At 61.6% G+C, this 21,895-nt stretch carries 20 protein-coding genes; 8 read left to right on the plus strand and 12 right to left on the minus strand.

Annotated features, from left to right (window positions below):
- Positions 1-1,972 (plus strand): hypothetical protein (locus tag CIB54_RS03130; RefSeq protein WP_198557182.1); only part of this gene is annotated, 1,972 nt, incomplete at its 5' end.
- Between the two features lie 69 nt (positions 1,973-2,041).
- On the opposite strand, the gene dsbG is transcribed toward CIB54_RS03130, so the two are convergent.
- From dsbG to dsbD, 3 genes are read right to left on the minus strand one after another with little or no spacing between them, the layout of a single operon-like run.
- Positions 2,042-2,803 (minus strand): thiol:disulfide interchange protein DsbG, encoded by a 762-nt coding sequence (dsbG, locus tag CIB54_RS03135; protein WP_101218545.1) that lies wholly within the window; start codon positions 2,801-2,803, stop codon positions 2,042-2,044.
- Positions 2,779-3,624 carry a TlpA disulfide reductase family protein gene (locus tag CIB54_RS03140; protein ID WP_101218547.1) on the minus strand — a complete coding sequence of 282 codons (846 nt, stop codon included), beginning with the start codon at positions 3,622-3,624 and terminating at the stop codon, positions 2,779-2,781. Before CIB54_RS03140 ends, dsbG begins: the two co-directional genes overlap by 25 nt.
- Positions 3,624-5,351, minus strand: a complete 1,728-nt coding sequence (gene dsbD, locus CIB54_RS03145) for a protein-disulfide reductase DsbD (protein WP_101218549.1) — start codon at positions 5,349-5,351, stop codon at positions 3,624-3,626. The genes CIB54_RS03140 and dsbD overlap by 1 nt, the downstream gene beginning before the upstream one ends.
- Positions 5,352-5,527: 176 nt before the next feature.
- On the opposite strand from dsbD, the gene CIB54_RS03150 reads away from it, so the two are divergent.
- From CIB54_RS03150 to CIB54_RS03170, 5 genes are all read left to right on the plus strand, one after another.
- Positions 5,528-6,208 (plus strand): response regulator, encoded by a 681-nt coding sequence (locus tag CIB54_RS03150; RefSeq protein ID WP_065950274.1) that lies wholly within the window; start codon positions 5,528-5,530, stop codon positions 6,206-6,208.
- Positions 6,205-7,527: an ATP-binding protein gene (locus CIB54_RS03155; protein ID WP_065950273.1), complete on the plus strand. Its 1,323-nt coding sequence runs from the start codon at positions 6,205-6,207 to the stop codon at positions 7,525-7,527. Before CIB54_RS03150 ends, CIB54_RS03155 begins: the two co-directional genes overlap by 4 nt.
- A gap of 123 nt (positions 7,528-7,650) precedes the next feature.
- On the plus strand, positions 7,651-8,418 hold the full coding sequence (locus CIB54_RS03160) for an N-acetylmuramoyl-L-alanine amidase (RefSeq protein WP_065950272.1): 768 nt from the start codon (positions 7,651-7,653) through the stop codon (positions 8,416-8,418).
- A 183-nt stretch (positions 8,419-8,601) separates the two neighbouring features.
- Positions 8,602-10,002, plus strand: a complete 1,401-nt coding sequence (locus CIB54_RS03165; RefSeq protein WP_101218551.1) for an aspartate aminotransferase family protein — start codon at positions 8,602-8,604, stop codon at positions 10,000-10,002.
- Between the two features lie 82 nt (positions 10,003-10,084).
- Positions 10,085-10,306 (plus strand): MbtH family protein, encoded by a 222-nt coding sequence (locus CIB54_RS03170; protein ID WP_057721389.1) that lies wholly within the window; start codon positions 10,085-10,087, stop codon positions 10,304-10,306.
- A 45-nt stretch (positions 10,307-10,351) separates the two neighbouring features.
- Here the strand turns inward: CIB54_RS03170 and CIB54_RS03175 are convergent, their stop codons facing one another.
- The 7 genes from CIB54_RS03175 to minC form a co-directional block, all read right to left on the minus strand.
- Positions 10,352-12,523 (minus strand): mechanosensitive ion channel family protein, encoded by a 2,172-nt coding sequence (locus tag CIB54_RS03175; RefSeq protein ID WP_101218553.1) that lies wholly within the window; start codon positions 12,521-12,523, stop codon positions 10,352-10,354.
- Between the two features lie 66 nt (positions 12,524-12,589).
- Positions 12,590-12,757, minus strand: a complete 168-nt coding sequence (locus CIB54_RS27420; protein WP_162515424.1) for a hypothetical protein — start codon at positions 12,755-12,757, stop codon at positions 12,590-12,592.
- Positions 12,758-12,973: 216 nt separating this feature from the next.
- Positions 12,974-14,263, minus strand: coding sequence for a M18 family aminopeptidase (locus tag CIB54_RS03180; RefSeq protein WP_065887937.1), 1,290 nt, complete (start codon positions 14,261-14,263; stop codon positions 12,974-12,976).
- A gap of 184 nt (positions 14,264-14,447) precedes the next feature.
- Positions 14,448-15,083, minus strand: coding sequence for an RluA family pseudouridine synthase (locus CIB54_RS03185; RefSeq protein WP_057721392.1), 636 nt, complete (start codon positions 15,081-15,083; stop codon positions 14,448-14,450).
- Between the two features lie 96 nt (positions 15,084-15,179).
- On the minus strand, positions 15,180-15,434 hold the full coding sequence (gene minE, locus CIB54_RS03190; RefSeq protein WP_003175252.1) for a cell division topological specificity factor MinE: 255 nt from the start codon (positions 15,432-15,434) through the stop codon (positions 15,180-15,182).
- A 3-nt stretch (positions 15,435-15,437) separates the two neighbouring features.
- A complete protein-coding gene (minD, locus tag CIB54_RS03195) occupies positions 15,438-16,250 on the minus strand; it encodes a septum site-determining protein MinD (protein ID WP_065887939.1) in 813 nt (270 codons plus the stop codon).
- 201 nt (positions 16,251-16,451) lie between these two features.
- Positions 16,452-17,189, minus strand: a complete 738-nt coding sequence (minC, locus tag CIB54_RS03200; protein ID WP_101218555.1) for a septum site-determining protein MinC — start codon at positions 17,187-17,189, stop codon at positions 16,452-16,454.
- A gap of 119 nt (positions 17,190-17,308) precedes the next feature.
- Here minC and CIB54_RS03205 point away from each other — a divergent pair, with 119 nt between their 5' ends.
- Together CIB54_RS03205 and CIB54_RS03210 are read left to right on the plus strand one after the other, a co-directional pair.
- Complete coding sequence (locus tag CIB54_RS03205) at positions 17,309-18,244, plus strand: lipid A biosynthesis lauroyl acyltransferase (RefSeq protein WP_065950267.1); 936 nt, start codon at positions 17,309-17,311, stop codon at positions 18,242-18,244.
- A gap of 29 nt (positions 18,245-18,273) precedes the next feature.
- Positions 18,274-19,404, plus strand: coding sequence for a patatin-like phospholipase family protein (locus CIB54_RS03210; RefSeq protein ID WP_101218557.1), 1,131 nt, complete (start codon positions 18,274-18,276; stop codon positions 19,402-19,404).
- A 62-nt stretch (positions 19,405-19,466) separates the two neighbouring features.
- Here CIB54_RS03210 and CIB54_RS03215 read toward each other — a convergent pair whose 3' ends face one another.
- Complete coding sequence (locus CIB54_RS03215; RefSeq protein WP_065950265.1) at positions 19,467-20,252, minus strand: outer membrane protein OmpK; 786 nt, start codon at positions 20,250-20,252, stop codon at positions 19,467-19,469.
- A gap of 228 nt (positions 20,253-20,480) precedes the next feature.
- A complete protein-coding gene (locus tag CIB54_RS03220) occupies positions 20,481-21,827 on the minus strand; it encodes a nucleobase:cation symporter-2 family protein (protein ID WP_065950264.1) in 1,347 nt (448 codons plus the stop codon).
- Between the last annotated feature and the right edge of the window lie 68 nt (positions 21,828-21,895).

The raw sequence follows: 21,895 nt of genomic DNA on the forward strand, positions 1-21,895 counted from the left end.
GCCAGGCGATCCGATTCTGGAGAATCCGCTGCCTGTGAACGCCGAGGATTTCCACCAGCGCACCACTTCATTGCTGCAGGTCGACCCTGCGCAGGATCTGAACCCGCCGCATTTGCGCGAATCCGTGGAATTGCCGCCCGGTCAGTGGCAGCTCAACCCTGTCAACACGGTCAACGGCGGGCATGCAATCGTCAGCTACGCAGGCATGTTCGAAAATGACCATGTCTGTGCCTATGCATCGGGCCCTGGTTTTGGGCCGGTAGCCCTCGGCTGCAAAGACGTGAGCGAGGGGCAGATCAAGCTGTCATTCGATGTTGCTCCGCACATCATTGCAGCACTGTTCAACAAGAAGATGGTGTTGAACTACAGCGTTCAGTTCAACCATTATCAACCGCAGAGCTCCCCCGATCGCACGGTGCAAGTGCTTGCTCCGCAACTGACCTTGCCGTGTATCGAAGAGGCAACAGTGGGCATCGTTGATCTCAACACCTTCAGTGGTGATGCCACGGCGGTGGTACCCGTTTGGGATTATGCAGAAGAGGGCGAATGTTGCTGGATGTGGTTGAGTGGAACACGTGAAGATGGTAGCGACTACCGGTTCGACATAGTGCCTGGTAAGCCCCTTACTCCAGAGTGGCTGGCCAAGGGTGTTGACGAGTCTATCCCGCGGGACAGATTGAAGGAGCTTGCCGATTGCACGGGCTTTGAGCTGCATTTTGCCGCGAGCTTTGATGGCAAGTGCAATCGGGAAACCGCCATCGAATTCCCGATGCAGGTATTTGCGATCAGCCAGGAAAATCTGGTGTTGAAACCGCCGACCGTCACCGAAGCGGTGGGCAGCGAGTTGACCGTGTGGAATGGACGTAACGGCGTGCATGTGGAAGTGAATTACGTCGGCAACCATCCCAACCACAGCATTCAAGCCAATTGGTATCGGCCGGACGGCAGTTGCTGGCTGCTGGAGTCGCAACCGGGTAGTACAACCGGCCCTGTGATTTTTTCTGTCCCAAGAGAGGCCGTGATCGAAAGCATCGGCACAACGGTGAAGATCAACTTCACCGTGACCAGCGACTGTAAACAGCAGACCTCGGACGATTTGAACCTGCATATCAGCGTGCCGGTGCGTCTGCCGACGCCGGTGGTGAAACAGGCTACGCCTCCTGCCACCCAGCACGGTATTCTGGATTTGCGCACGTTTAACGGCGATGCCGACGGTACGTTGGAACCCTGGTGGTTTATCCTGGCTGGGCAAAATGTGTGGGCGTGGGGCGAAGGCACCGCCGACGCTGATGGTGCGCCTTTGACCTTTCCGGTGGGGACTGCCGGTCGAGTCACCGAGGGTGAAGTGACCGCCGGGTTGAATAAGCTGCTCAAACGTTCGGACCTGGAGAAGCTGCGTGACAAGACCGATCTGTTGATTACGTTCAACGTGACGCCGGATATCGGTGGCCAAGTCAGTAATGCGATCGAGTTCCCCAAGCTGCACCTTAAATTCCGCAAGGCATTTTATGATCTCACTGACTTTGACCCATCCGGTAAAGGCTGGAATGGTTGGCAGAGAGGCTTAGGCGCAGCAAATCCCGCCGATCTCGCTTTGAGAAATGACTTATGGGGCGGCCGGACGGGTTACTGGTTGCGTGATTACAGCTACACGAATACATCCGACCCTGTTACTGAAAGCGAGAAAATGTTTAAGATTTTCACAGATCTGGAACCGGGACGCTTCTATCGTTTCTCGGCCTTGGTCTGTAATAGTAGTGGTCAAGGCTCCAACCCCCGTATTGCATTAGCGGTTGACCGAAAAAACATAACCGATGTAGTAGAGCCTCCTACAACTTGGCAAACACTTGCACAGGTATTTCAAGCTACCTCAAACACCGCCAGGCTCAGTGTCAATAATCACAAAATGGGCGCGATCCATGGTAACGATTTCGGCATCACAATGATCGAGCTGCACGAAGTCCAACAATAGTTAATCGAGGTTGATCAAGCATAAGGCCTCCGATGTTTGGAGGCCTTATCAATAAAGCATGCGCGTTGCTTATTTCGGCCCCAAAATCTTCACCAACTTATCCGGCGACGGCGCGCCCTGCTGTTGCTGCAGTGCGCCCTTGTCATCCAGGTAGAAAATCGCCGGCGTCGCCGACAACTCCAATTCCTCCATCAACTTCATATTGGCATCGAGCTTTGCTTCGATATCCTCAGGGATTTTGCTCAGCGCTTGCAGCTTGCTGGCTTTACCTGCGCCCTCGTGATCTTCCAGGGCCTTTTGCGGGTCCTTGGCGGCGAACAGTGCGGCGGATTTGCCTGGGCTGTCTTCGCGGATAATCCCCACCATGATATGGCGCAACTGCACCTTGCCGGCCTTCACCCACGGCCGGGCCTGTTCCCAGAACATGTTGCAATAGGGGCAGTTGGGGTCGCTGAACAGGTAGACGATGCGTGGCGCATTCTTGTCGCCGTCCTGGATCCAGCTGCTGTTTTCCATCTTGGCCCAGACTTCCTTGGACATCGGTGCGTACACCAGTTTTTCCAGGGGAGCGCTGCTCAGGTCGTTGCCTTGGGCATCGTACAGGTTGCCAGCGATCACGTTCTTGCCGTCGGCGGTCAGGTACAGCGCCATGCCGCGGTTCTGGTACTGCGCGGCGTAGCCGGTGAGGCCGCTGGGGGCGTCGAATGTACCGAGGATTTTGGCGCCCTTGGCTTCGATTTGCTTGATCGGGGCCGGCCAGTCTTCGGCCTGCACCAGGGTGGCGGCAAGTGTCAGTGGCAGCAGGGTCAGCAGGTGGCGGAGGCGAGGCATGTCGGTTTCCTTTGTGGGGCGGTGTCGAAGGGTTCCATGGCACGGGCCAGGCTGGCTTGGGACAGCTCGCCCAGGTGGCTGTTGATCAGGCGTCCGTCGGCCGTATAGAACAACGTAGTAGGCAACGCCATGGAGCCGACGGCCTGGCCGAGCCGGCCGCTGGCGTCGAACAGCACGTTGTCGAGGTTCAGGCCCTGGGTGGCCAGGTACGTGCTGACGCTTTGCATGCTCTCGGCCTGGTTGACGAACAGGAAGGTGATATCCGGGCGCTGGTGTTGCGCGCGTTCCAGCACCGGCATTTCCCGGCGGCACGGTGGGCACCAGGTAGCCCAGAGGTTGATTACCAGCGGGCCGCCTTTGTAGTCGGCCAATTGCACCACATTGCCGTTGGCATCGCGCAGGGTGATATCCGGCAGGTGTGAGCCCTTGTCGTAAAGGTTCAGGGACAGGCTGGTCATGCCCCAGAACACCAGGCCGCTGATCACCCCCGCACTCAGTGGCCTGCGCAGGGCCGGGCGTCGCCAGCCGTAGGCCAGCGCACCGAGCACCAGCGCGATCACGCCGGGCCAGGCGAGGAACCCGCCGTCGCGCAGATCGACCATCTGCAGCCAGTCGTTGCGATAATCACTCCAGTACATCAGCACAAAGCTGACACGGGCGGCCAGCATGCCCAGCAGGAACAGGCTGAACAACACCGATTCGGGGTTTTCCCCGCCACGCTTGGCCACGCGCCAGCCCACCAGGGTGGCGAGAATCAGCGCGCAGATCAGCAGAATGTGATTCAGGGCGATGGCGAAGGTGCCGATGGTGAGGGTCAGCATCAGCGCGCGTCTCGGGTTTGCGTCCAGCGTTGCAGGAAGGCGGCGGCATCCACTTCGCCGGTGATGCGTTGGGCTCGGCGTTCTTCACCGTCCGGGCCGATCCACACGAAACTCGGGGGCCCCGGCACTTTGTAGCGGCCGAGCAGTTCACGGCTGGCGGCATTGTCGGCGGTGACGTCCAGGCGCAGCAGGCGTACATCCTTCAGGGCGGCCATCACCTCTGGCTTGCCGAACACCTGTTTTTCCATGATCTTGCACGACACACACCAATCGGCGTAGTAATCCACCAGCACCCATTGGCCCTCGGCCTTGGCGCTGTCGAGCTGGCTTTGCAGGGCGGCAGGATTGTTGATGGTCGTGAACGCATCGTGGGCGCTGGCTGTGGCAGCCACCCGCGCGCCGCTGTAGACCTTCAGCGGTTGCCACAGCTCATCGCTGCCACCCGCCGCGCCCACCACCAGTACAGCGCCCCACAGGCCCAGCACCAGGGAGCCCGCGCCGAACACCTTGGCGGCCAGGCCGTATTCACGCGCCAGCGTCCAACCGCAATAGGCCATGACCAGCGCCAGTGCGCCCCACAGGCCGATCCACAGGCTTTCGCCGACCACCGGGCGAAGCATCAGTACGGCGGTGCCGAGGAACAGGAAGCCGAAAATGCCCTTGAGCACGTTCATCCAGGTGCCCGGCTTGGGCAGGAAGCGGTTGCCCACGGTGACCAGCAGCAACAACGGGATACCGATGCCGATGCCCATGGCGAACAGGATCAGCCCGCCGTGCAGCGCATTGCCGCTCTGGGCGATATACAGCAGGGCGCCGGCCAGGGGCGCGGTCATGCACGGGCCCACCAGCAGGCCGGACAATGCGCCGAGAATGCCGGCACCGACCAGGCTGCCACCGCTCTGCCGGCGGCTGACCGTGTCGAGGCGGTCGCGCAGGAACGCAGGCAGTTGCAGTTCAAAGAAGCCGAACATCGGCAGGGCGAGCACCACGAACAACGCGGCGAAACTGCCGAGGATCCACGGGGTTTGCAGCAGTGCGGCAAGATTGCCGCCGAGCAATGCGGCCATCACGCCCAGCGCGGCATACACCAGCGCCATGCACACCACGTAGCTGCTGGCCAGGGCAAAGCCGCGACGCGGGCTGGCGCCGCTGCCCACCACCAGGCCGGCGAGAATTGGCAGCATCGGCAACGAACACGGGGCAAACGCCAGCAACAGGCCCAGGCCGAAAAAGATCAGCAGGCTCCAGCCCAGGCTGCGCTGTTGCAGGCCACTGGCCAGGCTTTGGTCCTGGGCTTGTGTGGTGGCGGCGACCGCCGGGTTGCCGCCCAGGTCCACGGTAATCGATTGCGGCGGATAACACAGGCCGGCATCGGCACAGCCCTGCCAGCCCAGCTTGACCTGACCGCTGGTACCGGCCGGGAGCTTCACTTCCAGGCCCTGGCGATACACCTGCTGTTCGCCGAAGAACTCATCGCTATGGGCTTCACCCTGGGGCAGCGCGGGCTTTTCGGCCAGGCCGTCGAATTTCATGCGCTGCTGGTACAGGTAATAACCGTCGGCAATCTGCCAATACAGCTGGGTCTCGCCACTTTCAAGGCGTTCGGAGGTAAAGGTGAAGGCCTTGCCCACCGGCAGGAAATCGGGTTTGGTCTCGAATGGGTTGCCCGGCGCGGCCTGGGCGAACCCCGCCAGCAACACCAGCAGAAAAGTAAATAGATACCGCATGGTCCAGCCTTAATTCGATGCAAGTGAGGCACACAATGTGTGGCGTTGATTAACCGATGATTAACCGGGCGCTATTCTAAAGTGTAGGAGTTATCGGGTGTTGCGAAGTTAGCGGCATAATGCGCGCTTAATCCGTGCGTTTTCTAATCGCCCGCATCTTTCATGAAGGGTTCAGCATGCACGTACTGGTCTGTGAAGACGACGAACTGATCGCCAGCGGCATTGTGGCCGGCCTCACCGCGCAGGGCTTCACGGTCGAACGTGTGGGCACGGTTGCGGCAGCCAGGGCGATGCTCAGGGCGGCGACCTTCGACATCATGGTGCTCGACCTCGGCCTGCCCGACGAAGACGGCCTGAAACTGCTGCAGCAACAGCGCAGCCAGGGCCTGGAAATCCCGGTGTTGATCCTCACCGCGCGTGACTCGGTGACCAACCGCGTCGACGGCCTGCAGGCGGGGGCCGATGACTACCTGCTCAAGCCCTTCGACCTGCGCGAACTTGCCGCCCGCCTGCAAACCCTGCTACGCCGCGTGGCGGGGCGCAGTGTCAACCTGATCGAACATGGCCGCCTGGCGTACGACCCCAGCAGCCGCGAGACCTTCCTGGGTGGCCAGCCGGTGGACCTGTCGCGCCGTGAACAAGCACTGTTGCAGGCCTTGCTGCACAACAAGGGGCGCGTGTTGTCCAGTGAGCAGCTCAAGGACAGCGTCTACGGGTTCAACGATGAACTGGAAAGCAACGCGCTGAACGTGCACATCCACCACCTGCGGCGCAAATTGGGCAACGGCATCGTCGAGACCGTACGCGGCCTCGGCTATCGCCTGGGCCCGGCCGATGCGGGAGAGGATGCTTCGTGAAGAGCCTGCGCCTGCGCCTGACGTTCAAGCTCGGCGCCGCTTTTGTAGTGATCTGGGCCCTGGCGGCGGCCTGGATGCTCAACGATCTGCGCAACCAGATGATGTTTTCCCTCGACCAGCGGCTGGTCGCCTCGGCGCGCATGGTGGCCGGGCTGACCGAACAGATGCCGGGCCTGGCCAGCGTCGGCGTCGGCACGCATTTGCGCGCCGAACAACTCAACGTACCGGGGGGCATGGCTTGCCAGGTCAGTTCCCTGCACGGCGAAATCCTGGCGCGCAGCCATACCACGCCGGATGAAGGGTTGGAGTCGCGCAAGAGCGGTTTTCGCGATCAGGTGATCGACGGCGTGGGCTGGCGCAGTTTCACCCTGTCCCGTGGCGACCTGCTGATCACCACCGCCGACCGTCAGGTAGAGCGTGAGGCGCTGAACCTGTCGATCCTGCTGGCGGCCTCGGTGCCGGTCGGCGTGGCCTTGCTGGGGTGCCTGTGCCTGCTGTGGCTGGGCATCGGCCAGAGTCTGGTGCCGCTCAATCGCATGCGCGACGCCTTGATGCGCCGCAGCGCCGACTCCCTTGAACCGTTGCAGATCCATCCGCTGCCCAGCGAACTCAAGCCATTGCTCGACACCCAGAACCAGCTGTTGCAACGCATCGCCAAGACCATCGAGCGCGAGCGCCGCCTCACCGGTGACGCCGCCCATGAGCTGCGCAGCCCATTGACGGCGATCAAGACGCACCTGCAGGTGGCGCGCATGACCGAGGGCGCGGCGCGTGACCAGTCCCTGGCTCATGCCGAGGAAGGCGCCGACCGCCTGCACCGCACCCTGGAGCAACTGTTGCTGCTGGCACGGGTGGAGGGCAGCCTGTCGTTTGACGATGGGTTGCAGTCCAGCGCCGAGGAAGTCGCACGCCTGGCGATCCAGGATGCCCACGCCGGGGACAATTCGCGCATCGACCTGATCCTGGCGGACAGCCTCGCCGACACGCCGGTGGATATGCCCGTGGGGTTGGCCGTGGCAGCCCTGCGCAACCTGCTGGACAACGCCTTGCGCCACACCCCGGCCGATACCCGGGTGCAATTGAAAGTGTCTTCCAGCGCTGACAAGGTGGTGTTCCGCGTGCGCGACCATGGCACGCAGATTTCCAGCGATGACCTGCAATACCTGACCCAGCGCTTCTGGCGCAATGGCAGCAGCGACGGCTGTGGCCTGGGCCTGGCGATCGTTCAGGCGATCGTGCAGCGCTGCTCGTGCTCGCTGACATTCGACAGCCAGGCCGATGGCCTGCGCGTTGACCTGGGCATGCCGTTGCGACGCTGATCGCTTTTGTGCAAGTGCCAAATAATTACCGCCCGCCTGACCTGCAAGTCGTCAGGATGGCGGTAATTTTTTTGTGCTTGAACGGGCCGAATGATTCGGCCCGTATTGAAAAGGACGGATCTTATGTTGGTCATCGATACCAGTTTCCCTGCCAAGGATTTCAACGAACGTAGTGGCGAGCCCGTGGGGCAGGTGATCCTGCATTACACCGCGGCACCCTTTAAATCGTCCTTGCGCACCCTGACGCAGAATGGGGTCAGCGCTCACTACCTGCTGCCCGATCCCGATGAACCCGCCTATCGCGCCGCCGGCTATGACGAACTGCGCGTGTTTCGCCTGGTGGGCGAGGACAAGCGTGCCTGGCATGCCGGGGCGAGCTATTGGGACGGGCGGGATAACCTCAACAGCCGCGCGATCGGCATCGAAATCGTCAACCTGGCCCGTGACGACAAAGGTGTGTTCACTTTTCCCGCGTATCGCGAGGAACAGGTGCGGGTGTTGATTGCGTTGGTGCGCGACATTCTCGAGCGTTACCCGCACATCGGCCCGGTCGATATTCTCGGGCATTCGGATGTGGCGTACTGGCGCAAGAGCGACCCGGGCCCTCGTCTGCCCTGGCGCTGCCTGCATGAGGCCGGAATAGGGGCCTGGTTTGACGAAACCGCTAGGGCGATGTACCAACGCCGGTTTTGCATGGGCTTGCCGCCGGAAGTGGAAGTCGAGCGGGCGTTTCAGCGCTATGGCTACAAACCGGCCTGGAATCGCCAGGCCTTTGAACAGCGCACCCGGGCGTTTCAGATGCACTTTCGGGCGCGCGAGTATGCCGGGTTTCTGGATGCCGAGACCTGCGCGATCCTGTATGCGCTGAATGAAAAGTACCGGGGACTCTGAAGCCGAGCGCAATTTAACTGTGGGAGGGGGCAAGCCCCTCTCACGTTTGGAACTTCATTCATCAGTTAGCCACCCCCGACCCCTAAATCCTCTTCTCGCTGATGCGTCTTCAGAACATGAAGTCCGTGCGCATTTCCACCCCCACGGATGACCACCATCACCCGTGTATTGAGGGATCGAGAGATGTCAGTCGCTACCAGCCCCATTGAAGCCGCGCCTGTGCACGCCAGCGAGACGCTCTATCAGTTCGACGAAACCCCGCTGCTGGCCCGTCAGCGCCAGCAGGAATCCAACGCCCGCAGCTACCCGCGGCGCATCCCTCTGGCGCTCAAGCGTGCCAAGGGTATCTACGTGGAAGACGTGGAAGGCCGCAGTTTCATCGATTGCCTGGCCGGCGCCGGCACGTTGGCCCTTGGACATAACCACCCGGTGGTGATCCAGGCGATTCAACAGGTATTGAGCGACGAGTTGCCGTTGCACACCCTGGACCTGACCACGCCAGTCAAGGATCAGTTCGTGCAGGACCTGTTCGGCTTGTTACCGCCGGAGCTGGCGCGGGAAGCGAAGATCCAGTTCTGCGGCCCCACCGGCACCGATGCGGTGGAAGCGGCCTTGAAGCTGGTACGCACCGCCACCGGGCGCAGTACGGTGTTGTCGTTCCAGGGGGGGTATCACGGCATGAGCCAGGGCGCGTTGAGCCTGATGGGCAGCCTCGGGCCGAAGAAACCCCTGGGCGCGTTGCTCGCCAATGGTGTGCAGTTTCTGCCATACCCTTACGACTACCGCTGCCCGTTCGGTCTGGGAGGCGCGGAGGGGGTGCGGGTCAACCTGCATTATCTGGAAAACCTGCTCAACGATCCCGAAGCCGGCGTGTTGCCGCCAGCGGCGGTGATTGTCGAAGTGGTGCAGGGCGAGGGCGGTGTGGTGCCGGCGGATCTCGACTGGCTGCGCGGCTTGCGGCGCATTACCGAACAGGCAGGGGTAGCGCTGATTGTCGATGAGATCCAGAGTGGCTTTGGCCGCACCGGCAAAATGTTTGCCTTCGAGCACGCGGGGATCATCCCGGACGTGGTGGTGATGTCCAAAGCCATTGGTGGCAGCTTGCCGCTGGCGGTGGTGGTGTACCGCGACTGGCTCGACACTTGGCTGCCGGGTGCGCATGCCGGGACCTTCCGTGGCAACCAGATGGCGATGGCGGCCGGTTCCGCGGTGATGCGCTACCTCAAGGAGCACGACGTGGCCGCGCACGCGGCGGCGATGGGCGAGCGCCTGGGCGAACATCTGCATATCCTGCAGCGCGACTTTGCGCACCTGGGGGATATTCGCGGACGTGGGCTGATGCTCGGCGTGGAACTGGTGGACCCCAATGGCCCACGCGACATCCAGGGCCATCCGCCGGTGCATCGCCAGCTCGCGCCTGTGCTGCAACGTGAGTGCCTCAAGCGCGGCCTGATCCTCGAGCTGGGTGGGCGGCATGGCAGTGTGGTGCGCTTCCTGCCGCCGCTGGTGATCACCGCCGCCGAGATCGACCGCGTCGCCGAGATCTTCGGGCGCGCCCTGGCGGCAGCGGTCGCCAGCGTCTAATTTTCCTGGCCCTTGATACGTTTCTACAGATATCAGTGCTGCGCATGGTGCGCGGCCGGCCTTTGAGCGACGGAGAACAGCAATGACCTCAGTATTTGACCGCGACGACATCCTGTTTCAGGTAGTGGTCAACCACGAAGAGCAATATTCGATCTGGCCCGACTACAAGGCCGTGCCGGAGGGCTGGCGCACCGTGGGCAAGAGCGGCATGAAGAAAGAGTGCCTGGCCTATATCGAAGAGAACTGGACGGATATGCGTCCGCTGAGCTTGCGTCAAAAGATGGATGGCGCTGCACTCGCCTGAACACCGCCGATCAGAATGTGGGAGGGGGCAAGCCCCCTCCCACAATTAATTCGCGTTGACTTCAGGCCTTTCTTTCTCCTGTCCCCCCGTCACCACCTGCACGCTCAAGCGCGGTGTCGCCAGGTCAAGCCCGGCTTCATCCAGGTGCCGCTTGAGCGACAGGTTGAACGCCCGCGACACTTCCCATTGCTTGATCGGCGCAGTCTTGAACCGCGCGCGCAGGATGGCGCTGCCTGATTCAAAACTCTCCACACCCTGAATCTCCAGCGGTGACCAGATATTGCGGCGTTGCAGCGGGTCATTACGCATGGACTGGCCGACATCGCGCATCAGCTTGATCGCGTCGTCGATCTCCATGTTGTAGGGGATCGCCACGCGGAATATCGCGTAGCCGAACTCGCGGGAATAGTTCTTGATGCTCTTGATTTCGCTGAACGGAATGGTGTGCACGATGCCGTCGATATCGCGCAGGCGCACGGTACGAATGGTCAGGCCTTCGACAGTGCCCAAGTGGCCGCCGACGTCCACGTAGTCATCGATGGCCAGGGAGTCTTCGATAATGATGAACAGGCCCGTGATCAAGTCCGCCACCAGTGACTGCGCACCAAAACCGATGGCGATACCGATGACACCCGCACCGGCCAGCAGCGGTGTGACGTTCATGCCCATGTTCGCCAGGGCGACGATGGCGGCAATGATAAAGATGGTCACGAACAGCACGTTGCGGATCAGCGGCATCATGGTCTGCGCCCGCGCATTGGCCAGGCCTTTGCGTGAGCGGGTCAGGGCATGGTGAATCGCGGTGTCGCTGAGGATCCAGATCAGCCAGGCGAACAGCAGGGTCCCGCCCAGGCCGAACAGCTTGACGCTGACTTCATGGCCATCGCCTTCGGTAAAGCGAATCATCGACAGGCCCCAGACCCGCAGCCCCAACTCGATAAACACCAGCCACACCACCAGATGCACCAGGGTGTAAACGAAGTTTTTCAGGCGGTCGGAGTACAGCGCATGGCGCTTGTGTCCGCGTTGCGGTCTGAGGGCGTGGCGTCGCACCAGCCCGTTGATCACCATGCACAACACCAGCAGCACCGTGCACAGCAGCGACTGGCGCAGGGCGGTGCTGCTGTCGCCGGCGGAGAGGAAGGTGGCGAACAGCGAAATGCCCACCAGCAACAACGCCGGCAAGTACCAGAAGGTGCCGATGATCGAGAGGGTGTCGGTGAGGGCGCGACGCGTCAAACGGCGCGACAGCGGCTGGTTGCGGATCAGGTGCGCAATCGGCCGGCGAAACCGCAGGATGAAGACGCCGGTGGACAGCGCGGCCATGACATTGGCGACGGTCGCGGCGGTGTGGGCCAGGTGCTGGCCGAGCGCCGCGACCAGTCGCGGGTCGCTCAAGGCTTCGCCAAAGGCGGCAAAACTGCCGATCCACCACAGCGGGCGGAAGGCCTGGTGGCGCAGGATATACAGGGCGCGGTGGCGGTGCGGGCCGTCGAGCACGGAGAAGGCAATCACGCAGATCGCCGAGAAACAGGTGCCGACCACCAGCGCGTAAGCCAGCACCATCGCCAGGGACTTGCCCAGGGACGAAGGCAGGGCGTAGCTCAGGTAGACCGTGATCACCAAGGCGATGAGCCACGGGCCCAACTTGCGCAGAGCAAAGCGCAGCATGTCCCAGGTGCGCGGGTGTTGCGGCAGTTCCTCGGGCAGGCCGAAGCGCTCGCGCACGCGGTGGCTGAGCCAGATCAGCGCGGCAGCCAGCAGGCTCCACACCGCCAGGATCACCGCAAAACCAAAGATGATCGGCAACCATTCGTTGGCGGGCAGCATCAGCGCGCCGAGTTCATCCCTGGCCAGGTCGACTTCATTGGCCCAGCGGCCCAGCGGGCTGTCGGCGCCGGAGAACTGCTGTTCAAAGCCCGACAACGTGCTGCCAATCAGTCCGAGCACACCGAGTTCGGCCGCCGGTTGGGCTTTTTGCGTGGCGGCGCGCAGCTTTTTCAAGTCGCTCAGCAGTTGGGTGCGCTGCTGGTCGTTCTCCAGGGTCTTGATCACCTCGTCCAGCGACTGCCCCAGGGGCACCTCGGCCTGGGGTTGGGCCTTGTTGGAGCCGCTCAGCATCCCGGGCAAGCCGACAGCCTGGGCGGACGTCAGCGGCAGGAGCATGAGCAGGGTGATCAGCAGGTAGCGGGGCAGGGCAAACAGACGGGAAAGCACGAGGCGGTCAACCTTGAAAGCGATGAATTGACCGAGTGTACGAGGCCGCTATGCCAGATGCGAGTGTCATTGCGCCAATTTGGCGAGGATCTTGTACACCACGGTGCCGAGAATCAGCAGCATACCGATCCACATGCCGAACACGCCAAGGGGGTTGTCACGAAAGTTGAAGCCGGCGGCGAGCATGATCATGCCGATCAGGATGGGGATAAGCATGGCGTGGAAAGAGGACATGGAGATCATCAGGCGACGGCCTTGTCGGAGTGGAAGTTCTGACAAGTCTAGGTCGGATTATTAAAAGTGTCGGTGACGCAGATCAGGTGTACGCCAAACCTAATGTGGGAGGGGGCTTGCCCCCCGATAGCAGTGTGTCAGTCAGTACATCTATTGACTGATCCACCGCATCGGGGGCAAGCCCCCTCCCACATTTGACCGAGTTAGCCTGGCAGATCAGGGCAGGTCGCGACTGGCATAAAACGCACCCAATACCTTCACCAGATGCGCCAGGTCATGACTGCCGCACAGCTCCCGAATGGAGTGCATGGCAAACGTCGGCAGGCCGATGTCCACCGTACGTACGCCCAGGTGGCTGGCGGTGATGGGGCCTATCGTCGAGCCGCAGCCCATATCGCTGCGCACTACAAAGCTCTGCACCGGTACTTCCTGGGCCATGCACAGGTGGCGGAAGAACCCGGCGGTTTCGCTGTTGGTGGCGTAGCGCTGGTTGCTGTTGACCTTGATCACCGGGCCGGCGTTGAGCTTGGGGCCGTGGTTGGCGTCGTGTTTCTCGGCGTAGTTCGGGTGCACGCCGTGGGCGTTGTCGGCAGACACCAACAGGGATTTCTGAATGGTGCGTACGAATTCCTCACCTTCCGGCAGCAGGCGGCGCAGGGTCTGTTCCAGCATCGGGCCATCGGCGCCGCACGCCGAGCAGGAGCCGACTTCTTCGTGATCGTTGCACACCAGCACGCAGGTTTCTTCGGTGTCGCTGGTGAGCAGCGCCTGCAGCCCGGCATAGCACGACAGCAGGTTGTCCAGGCGTGCGCCGGCGATGAAGTCGCCGTTCAGGCCAATCACGGCTGCGCTTTGGGTGTCGTAGAAGCTCAGCTCGTAGTCGAGCACCACGTCGGCATTGAGCCCATGCTCGCGCGCCAGTTGCTCGGTAAGCACGGCACGAAAGTCCACGCGCTCGTCACCGGCAAATTGCGCGAGGATCGGCGGCAGTTCGGTCTGTGCATTGATCGCCCACCCCTGGTTGGCCTCACGGTTCAGGTGAATGGCCAGGTTGGGAATGATTGCGATCGGCAGCTTGAAGTCGATCAGTTGGCTTTCGACCTTGCCATCGCGCCGGAACGTCACACGGCCGGCCAGGGACAGGTCGCGGTCGAACCACGGGGCCAGCAAGGCGCCGCCATAGACTTCCACGCCCAACTGCCAGAAACCCTGGCGCTGCAGCTCGGGCTGCGGCTTGACCCGCAGGCATGGGCTGTCGGTGTGGGCGCCGACCATGCGAATACCGTCTTGCAGCGGCGAGTGGCGGCCCAGTTTGAAGGCGATGATCGAGGAGTCGTTACGGGTCACGTAATAGCGACCGTTGGCCTCGGTGGTCCAGGTGTCGCGCTCGTCGAGACGCTGGTAACCGGCCGCTTCCAGGCGCTGGGCGAGGGCGGCTGTGGCATGAAAAGGAGTAGGGGAGGCCTTGAGGAAGTCGATCAGGCCTTGATTCAACGCTTCGCGCATAAATAGCTCCAGACAGCAATGCGCGGAGTTTACCGTATTGATTTGACTCGGTGTCGAGAACTGACACAGAACAAAATGTGGGAGGGGGCTTGCCCCCGATGGCGGAGTTCCAGTCACTGCATCTGGTGACTGATCCACTGCTATCGGGGGCAAGCCCCCTCCCACATTTGACTGCATTCACAACTTAAAAGGGGGCTGGGCACTCGAAGCGCAGGCGTTCGCCGCTTTGCGGATGAGTAAAGCTGAGCATGCTCGCGTGCAGGCACAGGCGCGGCCAGGCAGCCAGAGCCTGCTCGTGGGCATACAGGCCGTCACCCAACAGCGGGTGGCCGATCGACAGCATGTGTACGCGCAACTGGTGCGAACGCCCGGTGATCGGCGTCAGTTCCACGCGGCACCAGTCGCCGCAACGCTCCAGCACTTTCCAGAAGGTCAGCGCATGTTTGCCGAATTCGTGATCCACCACATGGCGTGGCTTGGTCGGTGGGTCATAGCGCAAGGGCAAGTCGATGCTGCCGCTGTCCAGTTCCGGCTGGCCCCACGCCAAGGCGGTGTAGGCCTTTTCTGTTTCGCGGTCGTGAAACTGGCGGGACAGTTCGCGGTGGCTATCCGCGTCCCGGGCCAGCAGGATAATGCCGGACGTTTCCCAGTCGAGCCGATGGACGATGCGGGCTTCGGGGTAGCCGTTTTCCTGCAGGCGGGTGATCAGGCAGTCCTTGTTGTCGTCGGCGCGGCCCGGCACCGAGAGCAGCAGGGTCGGCTTGTTCACCACCAGGACAGCGTCGTCCTGATGCAGGATATGGATGTTGGACAGCGGCATTAAACAGCCTCGTAACAAACGCCAACGGCGGCTCGCCCACCCGGTTCCCGGCAAGGGATCAAGGTGACCGAGCCGCCGTGGCGGCCGCCTGTTCGATCAACGATCAGGCAGGGTGATATTGAGTTCCAGAATCGAGCAGCTGCCGTCATTTTCCAGGGCGACATGCACGTCATCGTTACCGATATTGACGTACTTGCGGATCACCTCGACCAGTTCCTTCTGCAAGGCTGGCAGGTAGTCCGGGGTACTGCGTTGGCCGCGTTCGTGCGCCACGATGATCTGTAGACGCTCTTTCGCGACCGATGCGGTACTGGGTTTTTTGTTGGCGCGAAAGAAGTCGAGAAATTTCATTGTTTAGTTGCCTCCAAAGATACGCTCGAAGAATCCCTTCTTCTTCACATCGAGGAAGCGGTGTTCCACGGTCTTGCCCAGCAAACGATCAACGGCATCGCTGTACGCCTGGCCGGCGTCGCTCTGGTCGTCGAGAATCACTGGCACGCCCTGGTTGGAAGCCTTCAGGACGGCCTGGGATTCCGGGATCACACCCAGCAGGGTCACGGCGAGGATGTCCTTGACGTCTTCAACGCCGAGCATTTCGCCATTGCTGACACGCTCAGGGTTGTAGCGGGTCAGCAGCAGGTGTTCCTTGATCGGGTCCTGGCCTTCTTCGGCGCGCTTGGACTTGCTGGCCAGCAGGCCGAGCATGCGGTCGGAGTCACGTACCGAGGACACTTCCGGGTTGGTCACCACGATGGCTTCATCGGCGAAGTACATCGCCAGGTGAGCGCCGGTTTCGATACCGGCCGGGGAATCGCACACCACGTATTCGAAGGTTTCTTTCAGCTCGGCGAGGACTTTGCCTACGCCTTCCTTGGTCAGCGCGTCTTTGTCACGGGTCTGGCTGGCGGCCAGCACGTACAGGTTCTCAAGGCGCTTGTCCTTGATCAGGGCCTGCTGCAGGTTGGCTTCGCCGTTCACCACATTGACGAAGTCGTACACCACGCGGCGTTCGCAGCCCATGATCAGGTCGAGGTTACGCAAACCGACGTCGAAGTCGACGATGACTGTCTTGTGGCCGCGCAAAGCGAGGCCGGTACCGATAGCGGCGCTGGTGGTGGTCTTACCCACACCACCCTTGCCGGATGTAACCACGAGAATCTTGGCCAAGGTGTTTCACCCCTAAGGAAAAAGGACGTTCAGTCCCTGAAAAACATCTCTTGAAACTCGCTGCAGGCGGACAGCCTTTGTAGGGAAAAAGCCAGGGTTTGCCCAGGGGAAACGCCAACTTCCAAATAGTCCTACGCAAGTATTGCCAGTTTCGCTTTGCTATCAGAGTCTAGAGATGCTTGGAAAATGCGGCAGTATCCGTTAAAGACGGATGATGTTCAACACATCGCCCGACAGGTTGACCTGTACCGAAGCGCCCCACAGCGGATCACGACGCAGATCTTCGGAAACCTTGTACTGACCCGCGATGGAAACCAGCTCAGCGGTCAACTGCTGGCAGAAAATACGCGCCTTGGTATCACCCTTGATGCCGGCCAGGGCACGGCCGCGCATCGGGCCGTATACATGGATGTTGCCATCGGCGAGAAGTTCCGCGCCAGGGCTGACCGAGGAGACCACCACCAGGTCGCCGCCCTGGGCGTAAATCTGCTGCCCGCCGCGTACGGGCGAGGTGATGATCTTTGTTGGCCTGATCAAGGGTTCAGGTGGTTTTTCCGGTTTTTTCTTCTCTTCACCGACCGATGGTTCGAGCGGACGCTCGCGTGCACCGGAGGGCGGCAGTACTGGCAGTTCAATGGCGATGGCGGCGGCGATGTCTTCGATACGGCTGGCGCGAATCGCCAGGGTACGCAGGCCGTGGGAGCGGCACACGCGCATCAGCCCGGGCAGGTCGATGGCGCCTTGGCCTGCTGGCAGTTTGTCCAGGGCCAGCACCAGCGGGGCATTGTTGAAAAAATTCGGCGCCAGGGCGACCTTGGCGGCCAGTTGGCGGTCGAGGGCATCGAGGTCATTGCGGGCCAGTTCCAGCACGGTAATGGCGAGCATGCTGCCTTTCAGCTGGAACACGGGATCTTGGTCTAGCGGTTCGGTTTGGCTCATGGTCGGCGAAAGCGGCTTGTCACGAAAAGTGTCGAGACTTATAACGAGAACACTCACCCGCCGCAAGCCGAGTCGAACCGTTGTAGAATGCGCGGCCCTTGTCTTTACCGGAATCTGTAATGGATCGCCCGCGTTTTCGAGCTGTATTTCTTCACCCGCGTTTTTGGCCGTTATGGCTGGGGCTGGGCCTGTTGTGGCTGGTCACCCAACTGCCGTACCGCGTGCTGCTGACCATTGGTCGCCTGCTGGGCGCGGGCATGTACCGCGTGGCCGGTGAGCGTCGCCGTATTGCGGCACGCAACCTTGAACTGTGCTTTCCGGAAAAGTCCGCCCAAGCGCGTAAACGCCTGCTCAAGGAAAATTTTGCCTCCACAGGTATCGCCTTTTTCGAGATGGCGATGAGCTGGTGGTGGCCCAAGCCGCGTCTGGCACGCCTGGCCCATGTCGAGGGTCTGGAGCATCTGAGGCAGGCGCATCTGGAGGGCAAGGGCGTGATTCTGATGGCCCTGCATTTCACCACGCTTGAAATCGGCGCTGCCCTGCTTGGGCAGAAGCACACCATCGATGGCATGTACCGCGAGCACGGCAACCCGCTGTTCGACTTTATCCAGCGCCGTGGTCGCGAGCGCCACAACCTCGATTCCCTGGCAGTGGAGCGCGACGATGTGCGCGGCATGCTCAAGCTGCTGCGCGCCGGCCGTGCGATCTGGTACGCGCCGGACCAGGACTACGGCGCCAAGCAAAGTATCTTCGTGCCGCTGTTCGGCATCCAGGCCGCCACTGTCACGGCCACCAGCAAGTTTGCGCGTCTGGGCAAGGCCTTGGTGGTGCCGTTCACCCAGGAGCGCCTGGCCGATGGCAGCGGCTACCGTCTGGTGATTCATGCGCCGTTGACCGACTTCCCAGGGGAAACCGACGAAATCGATTGCCTGCGCATCAACCAGTGGGTCGAAGCCTCGGTGCGCGACTGCCCCGAGCAATACCTGTGGACCCATCGCCGCTTCAAGAGCCGGCCACCGGGCGAACCCAAGCTGTACGAAAAACGCCGTCGGTAAGGCATACCTTTCCCACATGGAGTGACGCAATGCGCCCAGCTGAACCGGTCACAGGCTTGATTCTTTCCGGCGGCGGGGCGCGTGCGGCGTATCAGGTAGGGGTGTTGGCGGCGATTGCCGAGTTGCTGCCGCCGGGGGCGCCCAATCCCTTTCCCGTGATCGTCGGCACGTCGGCCGGGGCGATCAATGCGGTCACCCTGGCCAGTGGCGCGACTGACTTCACCGCCGCTGTCCAACGCCTCACCGCGTTCTGGCAGGGCTTTCGCAGCCATCTGGTACTGCGCAGCGACTGGCCGGGCGTGATTCGCCAGGCCAGTCGCTTTCTCTTTCATAGCCTGCTGGGCCTGGGCAGGCGGTTTCCGGTGGCGTTGCTCGACAGTGCACCGCTGCGCGATTTGTTGCAGGACAAACTGCATCTGGCGGGCATCGACGAAGCCATCCAGCGTAAACATCTGCACGCCGTGGCGGTCACCGCATTCGGCTATGAATCCGGGCAAGCGGTGACCTTCTATCAAAGCGGCGCGACCATCGACGCCTGGCTGCGCCATCGGCGCATCGGCGTGCCGACGCAACTCACAGTGGAACATTTGCTGGCCAGCTCGGCGATTCCCCTGCTGTTCGCCCCGGTCAAACTCGACCAGGAATACTTCGGTGATGGCGCCGTGCGCCAGTCGGCCCCGATCAGCCCGGCGCTGCACCTGGGCGCCAGCCGCGTGCTGGTGGTAGGCGTCAGCGGTAACCCGCGCGGCAATGAACCCTCGATGCCGCGCACCTATACCGGCCAGGAGCCGACCCTGGCGCAGATCGGCGGGCACATGCTCAACAGCACGTTCATTGACAGCCTGGAAAGCGATATCGAATTGCTGGAGCGCTTGAATCAATTCAGCGATGTCTCGCCCGGTCTGGCGGCCGTGGAAGTGCTGGTGATTGCGCCCAGCCAGCCGATCGACGAAATCGCGGCACGCCATCGCCAGGAATTGCCGGCGGCGTTGCGCGTGTTCCTGCGTGGGCCTGGGGCGACCAAAACCAGTGGGGCGGGGGTGTTGAGTTACTTGCTGTTCGAGGCGGGGTATTGCAGCGAACTGATCGAATTGGGGCGTAAGGATGCACTGGCCAAGCGTGAGGAAATCATCCGATTCCTCGGGCTGACGCAGAACTGAATGTGCAGAGCTGAATGTGGGAGGGGGCAAGCCCCCTCCCACATTTGAACTGCGGTGCTTGATCAGAAGTGGTATTTCACCAGGAAGCTTGCTGTGTCCTGGGTCGTCTTGAACGCCCCCGAGTCCTCGATCCCGTACTTGTTCTTCCAATAGTCGTATTCAAAACCCACATACAGCTGTTTGTCGCCCCAATGCAGCGCCTTGCCCAGGTCGTATTTGACCTGCGGGTTGAAGTGCAAGTTGGCGTGATAGGTGCCACGGGCGTTCTTGTCGTTGTCCACCACCCAGTCCATGAACCCGTCGATCAACACATCGGAGCTGCCCACGGGAATGGTGTACGACCACACCGGAGTGATCTGCCACACGCCGTCACCCGGGCGGTTGCCCTCGGTCTGGCGCTGGTAGAAGTTCAACTGGAAGTAGTCGAAACCCGGAATATTCAAGTCAAACGCCGGGCCCAGCAGGTACGACTCGTTATCGCCTTCGCCGAACTCGTAAGTGAAGGCCAGCAAGACATCTTTGATCGGGCCGAATGACAGGTCCTTGTCGAGGATTTTGCCGAACGACAAACGCGGGCTGAACTCGCCGTAGTAGGTATTCGGACCGACGTTGCCGTCTTCCTTGCCGTTGTAGAAGATGCGGTCGAGGAAGAAGAAGTTGTCGCCGTACGTCCACGCGTCCGCATGCTCGAAGGTGACGGTTTGCTGGATCTGCGGGTTGACGGTAAAGCTCTTGCCCCACAGATACGTCAGGCTGTTGTTTTGCCACTGCAACACATCACCGGCCACGGCTTGACCACCGGCCAGCAGGGATCCCGCCAGCATCAGGCCTTTGAACATAGGTTTCATTCGGTGCTCCCGAGTTAAAGTTTTATGTTTTTTCTAATGTGGCGCTCTGAGGCGGCGCCTTTGGATTTGCTGAAAAACTCGTCTGATTGGTCAGCTTTATGGCTACAGCAAAAGCCGCGCCAAGGCGGTAAGAAACCGTCGATTCAAGCGGGCGCGGAGAATACTGGCTCCCACGTCGGGGCTCAAGTGCGCCGTTACAGCGCGCACAGGGCGACAATGGGGCATGCGTCAGGTGTGGGCGTGCTCAACGGCAGGGCGCTCGGCACCGCCGAGAATGTTGAACAGGATATTCAGCGACAACGCGCTGAGCGTGGCCATGGCGATGCCACTGTGGGTGATCGGGCTCATCCACACCGGCAATTGCGCGAAGAATTCCGGGCGCACCACCGGGATCAGGCCCATGCCGATGCTTACCGCCACCAGCAACTGGTTGCGCCGGTCGGCGATGTCGGCTTCCTGCAGGATCTTGATACCGGTCGCCGCCACCATGCCGAACATGGCAATGGCCGCGCCGCCCAGTACCGCCGGCGGAATCGAGGCAACCAGGTAGGCGGCCTTGGGCAACAGGCTCAGCACAATCAAAAACACTCCGGCCATGATTGTCACCGAGCGGCAGCGCACGCCGGTCATCTGCACCAGGCCGATATTCTGCGCGAACGAGGAGTGGGTGAAGGTGTTGAAGAACCCGGCGAAGAATGACGCGCCGGCATCACACAGCAGGCCGCGACGCAGCATCCTTGGCGTGACCTCCTGGCCGGTGATCTTGCCCAGGGCGAGGAACATGCCGGTGGATTCGACAAAGATGATCACCACCACCAGGCACATCGACAAAATGGGCGCCAGCTCGAACCTGGGCATGCCAAAGTGCAGCGGCGTCACCACCTGCACCCACGGCGCCTGGGCCAGGCCGCTGAGGTCGACCATGCCGATAACGCCGCACAATGCATAACCCAGGCCCATGCCGATCAGCACCGAGATGTTCACCCAGAAGCCGCGCATGAAACGATTGATCAGCAGGATAGTGGCCAGCACCAGCGCGGCCACTGCCAGGTACACCGGCGAGCCGAACGTAGCGGCCGCGCTGCCGCCACCGGCCCAGTTCACGGCCACCGGAAACAGCGACAAACCGATGGCGGTAATCACCGTACCGGTCACCAGCGGCGGGAAAAAGCGCACCACCTTGGACATGAAGGGGGCGATGAGCATGCCGAAGAACCCGGCGGCGATGGTCGCGCCGAAGATGCCCTGCAACCCGATACCGGGCATGCCCGCCATGGCGACCATGCTGCCGACGGCGGCGAAACTGGCGCCCATCATCACCGGCATGCGAATACCCACCGGGCCGATGCCGACCGACTGCACGACGGTGGCGATGCCGGCGACCAACAGGTCGGCGTTGATCAGGAAGGCGATTTCTTCACGGCTCAAGCCCGCAGCCTGGCCGATGATCAAGGGGACGGCGACAGCGCCGCCGTACATCAGCAAGACGTGTTGCAGGCCTACCAGAATCAGTTGCAAGAGGGGCAGCCGCACCATGGCGGGCGCGGCAGGAGTCTGCGTTTCTAACTGGGACATGCAACACCTCGGATCTTTTTATTGTTGTGTTGTGTGGAGCGCAATATTCAAAACACTGCAGTACCAAA

The sequence above is a fragment of the Pseudomonas fluorescens genome, from assembly GCF_002837185.1.
Classification (GTDB): Bacteria; Pseudomonadota; Gammaproteobacteria; order Pseudomonadales; family Pseudomonadaceae; genus Aquipseudomonas; species Aquipseudomonas fluorescens_AM.